Source organism: Massilia sp. P2_C2, assembly GCF_056404615.1.
The window spans coordinates 1-11,107 of record NZ_JBFUDR010000217.1 but is presented as its reverse complement, the minus strand read 5'-3'; the positions used below and the strand labels follow the sequence as shown (position 1 = coordinate 11,107).

General features: G+C 65.4%; 15 protein-coding genes. 4 read left to right on the top strand and 11 right to left on the bottom strand.

Going from position 1 to position 11,107, the window contains the following annotated elements; translation table 11 throughout:
* The 5 genes from AC1DYX_RS21715 to pqqA all read right to left on the bottom strand — a co-directional run.
* Positions 1-645 (bottom strand): radical SAM protein (locus tag AC1DYX_RS21715; RefSeq protein WP_477262666.1); only part of this gene is annotated, 645 nt, incomplete at its 3' end.
* Between the two features lie 9 nt (positions 646-654).
* Positions 655-918 carry a pyrroloquinoline quinone biosynthesis peptide chaperone PqqD gene (gene pqqD, locus AC1DYX_RS21710; protein WP_477262664.1) on the bottom strand — a complete coding sequence of 88 codons (264 nt, stop codon included), beginning with the start codon at positions 916-918 and terminating at the stop codon, positions 655-657.
* Between the two features lie 10 nt (positions 919-928).
* Complete coding sequence (pqqC, locus tag AC1DYX_RS21705; protein WP_477262662.1) at positions 929-1,636, bottom strand: pyrroloquinoline-quinone synthase PqqC; 708 nt, start codon at positions 1,634-1,636, stop codon at positions 929-931.
* The gene (pqqB, locus tag AC1DYX_RS21700) at positions 1,633-2,544 is read right to left on the bottom strand and encodes a pyrroloquinoline quinone biosynthesis protein PqqB (RefSeq protein ID WP_477262670.1); all 912 of its coding nucleotides are present in this window, start codon (positions 2,542-2,544) and stop codon (positions 1,633-1,635) included. The genes pqqC and pqqB overlap by 4 nt, the downstream gene beginning before the upstream one ends.
* Positions 2,545-2,592: 48 nt before the next feature.
* Positions 2,593-2,667 carry a pyrroloquinoline quinone precursor peptide PqqA gene (gene pqqA, locus AC1DYX_RS21695; protein WP_477262668.1) on the bottom strand — a complete coding sequence of 25 codons (75 nt, stop codon included), beginning with the start codon at positions 2,665-2,667 and terminating at the stop codon, positions 2,593-2,595.
* Positions 2,668-2,862: 195 nt separating this feature from the next.
* On the opposite strand from pqqA, the gene AC1DYX_RS21690 reads away from it, so the two are divergent.
* A complete protein-coding gene (locus AC1DYX_RS21690; RefSeq protein ID WP_477262660.1) occupies positions 2,863-3,246 on the top strand; it encodes a VOC family protein in 384 nt (127 codons plus the stop codon).
* A gap of 103 nt (positions 3,247-3,349) precedes the next feature.
* On the opposite strand, the gene AC1DYX_RS21685 is transcribed toward AC1DYX_RS21690, so the two are convergent.
* Positions 3,350-4,738 (bottom strand): RtcB family protein, encoded by a 1,389-nt coding sequence (locus tag AC1DYX_RS21685; protein ID WP_477262658.1) that lies wholly within the window; start codon positions 4,736-4,738, stop codon positions 3,350-3,352.
* 127 nt (positions 4,739-4,865) lie between these two features.
* Positions 4,866-5,366, bottom strand: coding sequence for a cyclic pyranopterin monophosphate synthase MoaC (gene moaC / locus AC1DYX_RS21680; RefSeq protein WP_477262656.1), 501 nt, complete (start codon positions 5,364-5,366; stop codon positions 4,866-4,868).
* Positions 5,367-5,504: 138 nt separating this feature from the next.
* Here moaC and AC1DYX_RS21675 point away from each other — a divergent pair, with 138 nt between their 5' ends.
* Positions 5,505-7,058 (top strand): M48 family metalloprotease, encoded by a 1,554-nt coding sequence (locus AC1DYX_RS21675; RefSeq protein WP_477262654.1) that lies wholly within the window; start codon positions 5,505-5,507, stop codon positions 7,056-7,058.
* A gap of 142 nt (positions 7,059-7,200) precedes the next feature.
* Here AC1DYX_RS21675 and AC1DYX_RS21670 read toward each other — a convergent pair whose 3' ends face one another.
* The 4 genes from AC1DYX_RS21670 to AC1DYX_RS21655 are packed head-to-tail and all read right to left on the bottom strand — an operon-like array spanning position 7,201 to position 9,389.
* On the bottom strand, positions 7,201-7,788 hold the full coding sequence (locus tag AC1DYX_RS21670) for a DUF2946 family protein (protein ID WP_477262652.1): 588 nt from the start codon (positions 7,786-7,788) through the stop codon (positions 7,201-7,203).
* Complete coding sequence (locus tag AC1DYX_RS21665) at positions 7,773-8,864, bottom strand: YheT family hydrolase (protein ID WP_477262650.1); 1,092 nt, start codon at positions 8,862-8,864, stop codon at positions 7,773-7,775. Before AC1DYX_RS21665 ends, AC1DYX_RS21670 begins: the two co-directional genes overlap by 16 nt.
* A 25-nt stretch (positions 8,865-8,889) precedes the next feature.
* Positions 8,890-9,084 carry a zinc-finger domain-containing protein gene (locus tag AC1DYX_RS21660; RefSeq protein ID WP_477262648.1) on the bottom strand — a complete coding sequence of 65 codons (195 nt, stop codon included), beginning with the start codon at positions 9,082-9,084 and terminating at the stop codon, positions 8,890-8,892.
* A gap of 11 nt (positions 9,085-9,095) precedes the next feature.
* Positions 9,096-9,389 (bottom strand): hypothetical protein, encoded by a 294-nt coding sequence (locus tag AC1DYX_RS21655; RefSeq protein ID WP_477262646.1) that lies wholly within the window; start codon positions 9,387-9,389, stop codon positions 9,096-9,098.
* Positions 9,390-9,404: 15 nt separating this feature from the next.
* Here AC1DYX_RS21655 and AC1DYX_RS21650 point away from each other — a divergent pair, with 15 nt between their 5' ends.
* Positions 9,405-10,610, top strand: coding sequence for a phosphoglycerate kinase (locus AC1DYX_RS21650; protein WP_477262644.1), 1,206 nt, complete (start codon positions 9,405-9,407; stop codon positions 10,608-10,610).
* 57 nt (positions 10,611-10,667) lie between these two features.
* A partial coding sequence (locus AC1DYX_RS21645) for a pyruvate kinase (protein ID WP_477262642.1) occupies positions 10,668-11,107 on the top strand: 440 nt, incomplete at its 3' end.

Here is an 11,107-nt window from a genome sequence, read left to right as displayed (position 1 = left end):
CACCACGCTTTCCGCCCGCGTGAGCTGGGCCTGCGTCGGCATCAGCTGCGCCCGGTTGATGAGCGCCCAGCCGTAGTATTGCGCGTTGGCCAGTTCCAGGTAGTCGACGCCCATCTCGAGTGCCATGTCGATGATCCGCTCCACATGGTCGAGATTGAAGCGGTGCAGCACGACGTTCAACACCATCGGATAGTCGTACTGTCTGATCAGCCTGGCGACGCGCGCCTTGAGGTCGAATGTTTTCGTGCTCGACAGGAAATCGTTCATTTCCCGTGTCGAGTCCTGGAACGACAACTGGATATGGTCCAGCCCCAAGTCCTTCATGCGTGCGAGGCGCGCCTCCGTCAGGCCGATGCCGGACGTGATCAGATTCGTGTAGAACCCCAGCCGGCGGCCTTCGCCGACCAGGTCTTCCAGATCATCGCGCAGCAGCGGCTCGCCGCCCGAGAAACCGAGCTGGGCCGCGCCGAGCCGGCGCGCCTGCCGCATGACGTCGAACCATTGTTCAGTCGTCAGTTCGGTACGGTCGTTGGCATAGCCGACCGGGTTGTAGCAGAACGGGCAGTGCAACGGGCAGCGATACGTCAGTTCGGCCAGCAGCCAGAGCGGCGGAGCGATGTTCGGCATGAAAGTCGGGGCGTTCATGGTGGCACCTCAGTTGACCCAGCCGCGTTCGCCGGCGACGCGCAGGAATGCTTCGATGTCGCCGCGCAGGCCGCCGCACTGGAACGCCTGCTCGAGTTCGTCGACGATGGCGGTCACGCTGCGGCGACCGTCGCAGCGCTTGAGGATCTCGGCCGCGCTCTGGCTCAGCTTGACCATACCTTCGGGATACAGGAGCACATACAGGCCTTGTGCTTCTTCCCACTGCATGCGGAAGAGGCGCGACAGCGCGGGTTGGTCGGAAATCGTGTGCATGGCGGACCTCTCACGGATAGGCTTTTTCGATGGCGTCAAGCATCGCCCACAGGATGTCGAGCTTGAACTGCAGGATGTCGAGCGCGCGCTCCTGCCGGGTGCGGGAGGTGAAGTGATCCAGCGTCACCTGCAGGCCGTGTTCGACGTCACGCTCGGCCAGCGAGATCCGGCTGCGGAAGTAATCCAGTCCTGCGGGATCGATCCAGCGGTAGTGCGTGGGCCACGTGGCGAGCCGGTCCTTGTGGATCTGCGGCGCGAACATCTCCGTCAGCGACGAGCAGACGGCTTCCTGCCACGGCGCATGGCGCGCAAAATTGACGTAGGCGTCGACGGCAAAGCGCACGCCGGGCACCACGTGGCGTTGCGACCAGAGCGCATCGCGCGTGAGCCCGACCGCTTCGCCGAGCCGCACCCACGCTTCGATGCCGCCGGCGCTGCCGCCTTCGTAGTCGTCCCAGCCGTCATGGTCGAGGATGCGGCGTACCCAGCGGCGCCGGGTCTCGCGGTCCGGACAATTGGCGAGAATGGCGCCATCCTTTTGCGGAATATTGACCTGGTAATAGAACCGGTTGGCGACCCAGCCGCGGATCTGGTCGGCGCTCAGCAGGCCGTCGTGCATCCTGACGTTGAACGGATGGTGGATGTGGTAGCCGGCACCCCGTGCGCGCAATTGCGCTTCGAATTCGGTGCGGCTCCAGGCGGTGTCCGTGGTGCTCATAGCGAAATCTCCATGCCGTCGAATGCCACCTCGATGCCGTGGCGCGCGAGCAGCGCGCGTTGTTCGGAGTCGTCGTCCAGGATCGGATTCGTGTTGTTGATGTGGATGAGTACCTTGCGCCGCGCTTTGACGCCGTCGAGCACGGCGATCATGCCGCCTTCGCCCGCCTGCGGCAGGTGCCCCATGTCGGCCGCCGTCTTGTGCGACAGCCCCAGTTCGATCATCTCGTCCGCACGCCAGAACGTGCCGTCGACGAGCACGCAGTCCGCCTTGCGCAGCGCGGCCTCGACGTGCGGCTCGATCGCGCCGAGTCCCGGCGCATAGAACACCGACTTGCCGCTGGTAGCGTCTTCGATCAGCAGGCCGATGTTGTCGCCCAGGTGCGGATCGTTGCGGTGGTCGGAATACGGTGGCGCCTTGCTGGTCAGCGCCAGCGGCGTGAAGCGGATGCCATCGATGCCCGGCACGTGCACGCCGCCATCCAGCGGCAATGCATGCCAATCGACGCCGCAATAGTGGGACAGCACGCGCGCGAGCGGCAGTCCGTCGTTGAGTTCGCGCCAGACCTGCGCCGTGCAGTACAAGGGCAGTTGTCTCCCCTCGCGCAGCATCAGGAGGCCGGTGACGTGGTCGACCTGGGCATCCATCAGCATGACGGCGGCGATGCCGGAATCGCGCCGGGCGCGCGCCGGCTGCAGCGCGGGCGTGGCGCGGATCTGCGTGAGGATGTCCGGCGAGGCATTGATCAACACCCAGTCCGTCCCGTTGGCGGACACGGCGATCGAGGACTGCGTGCGCGCCGTCGCGCGCAGGGTGCCGTTGCGCACGCCGGCGCACTGACGGCAGTTGCAATTCCATTGCGGGAAGCCGCCTCCCGCCGCCGAGCCTAATACGACGATGTTCATGATGGTCCCCCGTCAGCCCGCGGCGGCTTTGCGCGCCGCCGCGGGACTGCGTCAGCGGTTTGCGATATACATCGTGATTTCAAAACCAAAACGCCAGTCGGTGAATTCAGGCTTGCTCCAGGTCATGGTTGTCTCCTTGATCGGTGAGGTAGTTGGGCGCCACGCGTCGCCGCGCAGTCACGGAGGAATCCGCAATATCCATGCCATATGTCTGCGTGCCGGAAGAGACAAATCTGGTGTGTCAAAGCGGAACATTCGTATTGCAAGTCGATACATCTGTGCCAGAATTGTTCAGCTACATAGACCAATAACGGAGGGATCATGGAGACTCGATACAAACCGGATGGCTATAACGCGGTGTCGCCCTACCTGCTCGTCAAGGATGTGCGCGCCATGCTCGATTTCCTGGCGCACGCGTTCGGCGCAACCGAACTGCGGCGCCAGCCCGACGCCGACGGTGCGATCCGGCACGCGGAGGTCCGGATCGGCGATTCGGTGCTGATGATGGGATCCCGGCCGGGGGCCGACCTGATCTCATCGGTGCACGTGTATGTCGAGGATGTCGACAAGGTGTATGCGAGGGCGCTGGACCATGGCGCGACCAGCCTGTCCGAACCGCGCGACCAGCCGTATGGGGACARGTCGGCGGGTGTGCAGGATGCGCAGGGGAATTATTGGTGGATTGGGACGCGGTTGAACGATTGACGGTTCACGGTGCCGGTCCCTTTGAAGATACCGCTTCGCGGCCTTGCACATGGCGTAAATCGTAAAAGAGCCGACCTGCAAGGCAGCGAGCGCTTTTATTATTTCATGCCTTGAACGTCAGCCACGGCTTCATCCGCACTACGGCCTCGATCAGGTGCGCCTGTTCCTGAGCGGCGAGCACGGGACCGATCGGCTTGTAGGCGGCTGGTGCTTCCTCGACCCGGCGCTCGTCGCGCAGCGTTACGCATTGCCAGTTGCCGTCCGACGGCGCACCGGCCATGCGCCTGAGCTGTTGGCGCCTCACGCTGCGGCCAGCGCCATGGCTGCACGACCATAGCCACTCCGGGTTCCCCAGCCCACGCGCCAGGTAGGAGGCGTCGCCCATCGAGCCCGGGATGAGTGCCAGATCGTCAAGCCGGGCCGGTGTGGCGCCCTTGCGGTGGATGTTCATGCCCTGTTCCGGCAACACCACGTTATGCGGCACGTCGACCACCAGACGCGAATCGCCGCCGGCCAGTTCGCTCACTTCCTTGCGCACCAGTTCGGCCAGCACCACGCGGTTGGCCCACGCATAGCGCGCGGCGGTGCCCATGGCGGTCAGGTACTCATGGGCGAGGGGGCCGCTCAGGCCATACAAACCGCTTTTGGGATGCTTGATGCCGGCAGGCCATGCGGCGCGCGCGCGGTCCATCCAGCGCTGGCCGACGAAGAAGCCGACATCGCGGCTGCCCGAGTGGATCATCACGACCACGTCGCCCACTGCCAGCCCGGCGGTATAGGCCGCGTGGCGGTTGAACACCTCGTCGACGACCTGCAGTTCCACAAAATGGTTGCCGGCGCCGGGCGTGCCGAGGCTGGGATCGCGGATGGTCTCGCGCGTGCCCACCAGCGCGTCCGGAGCGTAGCGCGAATGACCGCCAAAATCCGCCAGGCTGACGCAATCCGCCAGCTCGCCGGCGAGGCGGTCGCGGTCCACGGCGGCCCACAATCCATCGGCCCGCAAGGAATCGATGAAGCCGGCAGGCCCATCGTCGAACAGGGCGCGGAAGGCGGCGCTGCGCACCGGCACGTCGCGGCCATTGTCCAGCAATACACGGGTCAGCCGCTTTACCAGCGCCTGCTTGATCGGTTCCACTGCGGCTTTCTTCAGGCCGGTGGTTACCAGCCGCATGCCACAGTTGATGTCGGTGCCGATCGCGGCGGGAATCACGAAGTCGGCGTCGGTGGCGACCACGCTGCCGACCGGTGCGATGGAGCCCGGGTGGAAGTCGGGTGTCGCGCAGGCGCGGCAGACGCCGTGGTGGCTGTCCGGCGAACGCACCGAGGCAAAGTCGAGCAACTGGCGTACGGCTTTCTGCTCGAGCGGCAAGGTGGCCGGCAGCAGGATTTGAGCACTAGCGTGCTCGTTGGTAATACGGTAGATGCCGTCCGTATAGTCGACGGCGATACCTTCACGGCGGAAGGCTTTGGCAAGACGGGAAAAATTCGACATGGCTGCGTGCAAAGTAGGCGACAAGTCGCGCCGGCTATCAGAGATCGCCGGAACGGTGGCCCTTCGTGCAGCAGCATTCAGGAAGGAAGGCGCAAATTATTGCACGGTTAACAAATCGATAGCAAGTTCAGATTCCAGCCGTCCAATCCCCGCTCTTCCCACCGTGCTTTTCCAGCACCCGCACATTGGTCATGACCATCCCGCGATCCGCCGCCTTGCACATGTCATAAATGGTCAGCAGACCCACCTGCACCGAAGTCAGCGCCTCCATCTCCACGCCAGTCTTGCCATAGGTCTCCACCTGCGCCCGACAATGCACACTGTTATTCGCCGCATCGATCTCGAAATCGACGGCGACCCTGGTGATGGCCAGCGGATGGCACAGCGGAATCAGATCGCTCGTGCGCTTGGCGGCCATGATCGCGGCGATGCGGGCCACGCCCAGCACGTCGCCTTTCTTGGCCGACCCCGAGCGGACCAGCTCCAGCGTCGCCGGCTGCATGCGGATCGTGCCGGCGGCGACGGCGACGCGGTGGGTGGCGTCCTTGGCGCCGACGTCGACCATGTGGGCCTGGCCGGTGGCGTCGAAGTGGGTCAGGGGGCTGGCGTCGGCGGCGGAAGTTGTCATGTTGGCGTGAACAAGGAGTAACAAAATAATGCCCGGCGGTTTCAACAGCCGGGAAGCAGGTATCATAGCATCGTGAAACCTAACCCGATTTCAGCAATGTTGCAGCTTTCACCAAGGCGGCCGTGGCGCCGTCTCGCTATGGCCGTCAGCCTGGCCGTAGCGACCGCCGCCGCCCTGGCCGCGCCCACCGTTCCCGTCCTGCACGGCAGTGCCGACACGACCGGTTTGCCGACGCTCGGCGATACCGCACGTTCCGACCTGTCGCCCGTGATGGAGCGCAAGCTGGGCGAAGAGATCATGAACGATATCCGGCGTGATCGCGATTACCTGGACGACGACGCGGTCCTCGAATTCCTGAACAACTTCGGCGAGAACCTCGTGTCGTTCGCGCCCGGCGCGCGCGGCGAGATGAATGCCGATTTCTTCTTCTTCGCCGTGCGCGACCCGATGATCAATGCATTCGCGCTGCCCGGCGGCTTCATCGGTGTGCACTCGCAGCTGCTGTTGTCGGCCCAGAACGAGTCGGAGCTGGCATCCGTGCTGTCGCACGAGATCGGGCACGTGCAGCAGCGCCACATCGCACGCATGATCGGGCAGCAGAAGCAGGATGCGCTGCTGCCGCTCGCCGCGCTGCTGCTGGCGGCGCTCGTCGGCAAGGCCGGCGGCGGCGCTGATGCGGCGATGGGCGTCATGATGGGCGGGCAGGGCCTCGCGATCCAGCGCCAGCTGAATTTCAGCCGCGATGCCGAGCGGGAGGCGGACCGCGTCGGCTTCCAGACGATGCGCGCGGCCGGCTACGACACGTCGGGCATGGTGGGGTTCTTCAAGCGCCTGCAGAGCACGACGCGCGTGTATGGCGAGGCGCCGGCCTGGCTCAGCAGCCACCCGCTGACGGGCGAGCGCATCGCCGATATCCAGTCGCGCATCCGCGACAATCCCAAGCCGATCCGCATCCGGCCGGACAGCATCGAATTCCACCTCGTGCGTGCCCGCGTGCGCGTGCTGCAGGACGAGAGCCAGAAAGGCCGCGAGGAAGCCAGGTCCACGTTCGAAAGCCAGCTGGCCCAGCCGAACACGCAGCAGCAGACGGCCGCCATGTACGGTCTCTCTTGCCTCGCGCTGAAGCAGGGCGACCTCAAAACGGCGCAGAGCTGGCTCGACAAGGCGAAGGCGTCGACGAAGCCGCGGCCCGGCGTGTTTTCGAGCGAGCGCAGCGGCACGGACGGCAGCGCCATGTTCGCCGCCCTCGGCACCGAGATCAAGCTGGCGCCGGGACAGCCGCCGGAGGTCATCCACCAGGCCGTGCAGGAGGCGGACGCCGCGTTCCAGAAATTCCCGCTGTCGCGCATGCTGGCACGCCAGTACGCCGACGCGCTGGTCGCGGACGGCCAGCTGGACAAGGCGGCCCAGTTCCTGCGCGACCAGGTGCAGCAATACCGCGAAGAGCCCAAGCTCTACGATCAATTGGCCAAGACCTATGCGGCCCAGGGCAAGATCGCCCTGCAGCACATGGCGCTGGCCGAATCGTATGTGCTGACGGGCGCGCTGCCGGCGGCCGTCGACCAGCTGAATCTCGCGCGCAAGGCGAAGGATGTGTCGTTCTACGACCAGGCCGTCATCGATGCGCGCGAACGGGAGCTGAACGAGCGCCAGAAGGACGAGAAGAAAGAGAAGAAGGATAAGGACCGCTGAGTAGGGTGGGCACCCCTGTGCCCACGCGTAACGCCGACAAACCGCATGCGCAAGCTGGCCCACCTGTGCTTTGGTGTTGTGCACACAGGCAGGCCATATGACCCAAATTACGCCATGTGAGGCTTGACGGGCGAGACGGTATCTACTGGTCCGGCCGGCGCACGAAGCCGAAGCGGCCGGGCACGTCGTCCGCCGCCAGCCGTCCGACGGCAATGCTGCGCTCCTGCCAGCGCAGGGCCAGTTCGCCCGCGCCGCCTTCCAGCCATGCCATCACGTCCTCGATCGCGGCGGGCCGTCCATCCAGTTCGAACGCCTGCAGCAGTTGCGCCGCGTCGCGGTCGTCCACCTGCGCCACCACCTGTCCGGCCCGCAGCACGATGCCGCCGGCGTCCGTGAGAAATACCTCGTCCGGGGCGCCCAGCGGCTGGCCCGTGTGCAGCACGAGGCCTTGTGCGGGGTCGGTGCGGGCGATGAACGGCGTCGTCTCGACGTTCACGTAGACGCGCTGCGGACCGTTCTGGAAATACCAGCAGCCCCGTTCATCCGATAAATAATTGCGGGCGATGAAGCCGACCAGTGCGGCATTCGTCAGCCTGTCGCCCGGCGCGCCGGCACGCTGGGCCGCTTCGTCGCGCATGCGCCAGGCGCCGCGCGCGTCCAGTGCGAGCCAGCCGTAGCAGTAGGGCACATTCGGCCATTTGGCCATTGCCTGTTTTACGATGTCGTCCATGGTTGCAAGCTTGGCACAGCGGCGCCCGCGCCGGCGCGCGCGTGCGCCGACGTGGGCAGGTCGGTTGATGAGTCGCGGCGGCCGGCCACGTCGTCGACGAAGCGCAGGATGCGTTGCGGTAGCCAGTCGAGTCTTCCAGAGAATGGAGGAAATGCGGGGCCGGTGGGAAAGCCGACGTGGCCGCCCGTGTCGGGATATTCCAGCGTCACCGCAGGCGCGGCCGATTGCGGCAGGTGGCGGCCGGGCAGGAACGGATCGTTGCGCGCGTTGAGCACGAGGGTCGGCACGACGATGTCGTGCAGCACGTGGCGGGCGCTGGCGCGATGCCAGTAGTCGTCCGTGTCGCGGTAGCCGTGCAGCGGCGCCGTGACGATGTTGTCGAAACTGTATAAATCGTTTGCCGCGAGCAGCCGGTCGCGGTCGAACAGGCCGGGAAAGCGTTCCAGCTTGGCCAGTGCCTTCGGCTTCAGCGTCTGCAGGAACATGCGCGTGTACAGGCGGTTGAAGCCGGACGACAGCGCGGCGCCGCCGGCCGCCAGGTCGAGCGGGGCCGACACGGCCACGGCGGCATCGACGATGCCCGCGCCCTGGCCCTGTTCACCGAGCCAGCGCAGCAGCGCGTTGCCGCCGAGCGAAACGCCGGCCACGTAGAACGGACCGGGATAGCGCGGGCGCAGCCGGCGGATGATCCAGTCGAGTTCTTCGGCGTCGCCGGAGTGGTAGAAGCGGGGCGCCAGGTTGGCCTCGCCCGAGCAGCCGCGGAAATGCGGGATCGCGCCATGCCAGCCGCGTGCCTGGACGGCTGCCATCAGGCCGCGCGCGTAATGGCTGTCGGACGACCCTTCCAGGCCGTGGAACAGCAGCACGCAGGGGGCGGCGGGGGAGGCGCCGGCGACGAGGTCGACGTCGATGAAGTCCTGGCCGCAGGGCGTGTCCCAGCGTTCGCGCCGGTAGGCGACGGCCGGCTTGCGGATGCAGAGGGCGGGATAAATCGTCTGCAGGTCGCCGCCAGGCAGCCACCACGGGGCGCGATAGCCGGCGGCGGTCCGGGAGTCTGCGGCGCTTGCGGGGTTCACGGCAGGCCCACCGGGCGGGACGGGATCAGTGGTGGGCCAGCACGGTGCCCGGCTTCAGGCGGTACTGGGTGCCGCAGTACGGGCACCTGGCATTGCCGTCGTGGTCGAAATCCAGGAAGACGCGCGGGTGGGACGACCACAGCGGCATGGCCGGGTTCGGGCAATACGCCGGCAGATCCTTGGCTTCCAGTTCCACGACCGGGATGGTCTTGTTGTTCATTGATTTCTCCGTCAACTAGTTTGGCAAGGGGAAGCCGGACCGCGTCCGGTATCCCGGCATTCCCAAAACCACGATTTTAACGGATTCGACCAGATTGCCGGAATGGCCCGGTCGAAATCGTCGCCGGTCCGGCCGCCGTCCCGTATCGCCATTTTGTTGCAGTCATGCGACATCCGCGCCGCCGGGTTGTCATGACGGCAGGATAGGTTGAAACCAACGTTATTGGCATGCAGGTATGGGCTCTCCTGCGCATTTCTCATGTTTTCGACAACCTCGCCTTTGGTAAAATAGCGTTTTTTAAACACTTGACCCCTCTGACAATGGCCGTTCTCAATTTCACCCGCTTGCAAGACCTGATCGAACAAGACGCGCTGAAAGGTAAGCGCGTGTTCATCCGCGCCGACCTGAACGTGCCGCAGGATGACGCCGGCAACATTACGGAAGACACGCGCGTGCGCGCTTCGGTTCCCGCGATCCGCGCTGCGCTTGATGCGGGTGCGGCCGTGATGGTCACGTCGCACCTCGGCCGTCCGACCGAAGGCGAGTTCAAGCCGGAAGACAGCCTGGCGCCCGTCGCCAGGCGCTTGTCCGAACTGCTGGGCCAGCCGGTCGAACTGAAACAGAACTGGGTCGATGGCGTGGACGTCGCGCCGGGCCAGGTCGTGCTGCTGGAAAACTGCCGCGTCAACAAGGGCGAAAAGAAAAATTCGGACGAGCTGGCGCAAAAGATGGCCAAGCTGTGCGACGTCTACGTCAACGACGCGTTCGGCACGGCGCACCGCGCCGAAGCGACCACCCACGGCATCGCGAAGTTCGCGCCGGTCGTGGCCGCCGGTCCGCTGCTGGCGGCCGAACTGGACGCGCTGGGCAAGGCGCTGGGCGCGCCGCAGCGTCCGCTGCTGGCCATCGTCGCCGGTTCCAAGGTGTCGACCAAGCTGTCGATCCTGCAGAGCCTGGCCGACAAGGTCGACAACCTGATCGTCGGCGGCGGCATCGCCAACACGTTCATGAAGGCCGTGGGCCTGAACATCGGCAAGTCGCTCGCGGAAGCGGACCTCGTCGGCGACGCCAAGGCGATCATCGACAAGATGGCCGCGCGCGGCGCGACGGTCCCCATCCCCGTCGACGTCGTATGCGCCAAGGAATTCTCGCCGACGGCCGCCGCGACGACGAAGGACGTCAAGGACGTTGCTGACGACGACATGATCCTGGACATCGGCCCGAAAACCGCGGCCCAGCTCGCCGCACAGATCGCCAAGGCCGGCACCATCGTCTGGAACGGCCCGGTCGGCGTGTTCGAATTCGACCAGTTCGCCGAAGGCACGAAGACGCTGGCCCAGGCCATTGCGACCTCGAAGGGCTTCTCGATCGCCGGCGGTGGCGACACCCTGGCCGCAATCGCAAAATACAATATTGCCGACCAAATCGGCTATATCTCGACCGGCGGCGGCGCCTTCCTCGAGTTCCTCGAGGGTAAGACGCTGCCGGCGGTGGAGATCCTTCTGCAACGCAGCGCAGCAAAATAATACCAACCGGTCATCGGCGCAGCTTCGGGCTGCGCTTTTCACATCAAGGATAGTTCAATGTCTCGTGGCACCAAGATCGTCGCAACCATCGGCCCCGCCTCTTCCGATTTCGATACGCTCGTCCGCATGATTCGTGCGGGCGTGGACATCGTGCGCCTGAACTTTTCACACGGCCGCGCCCAGGATCACATTGACCGGGCGAACCTGGTGCGCCGTGCCGCCGCCGAATGCGGCCGCGAAGTCGCGATCATGGCCGACATGCAGGGTCCGAAGATCCGCGTCGGTAAATTTGAAGATGGCAAGATTCTGCTGAACAATGGCGACCGCTTCATTCTCGACGCCCGCTGGGGCGAAAACGGTGAACTGGGCAACCAGGAACGCGTCGGCCTCGATTACAAAGCGCTGCCGAACGACGTCCGTCCGGGCGACACGCTGCTGCTGAACGACGGCCTGATCGTGCTGATCGTCGAGCGCGTGGCCGGCAGCGAGATCCACAC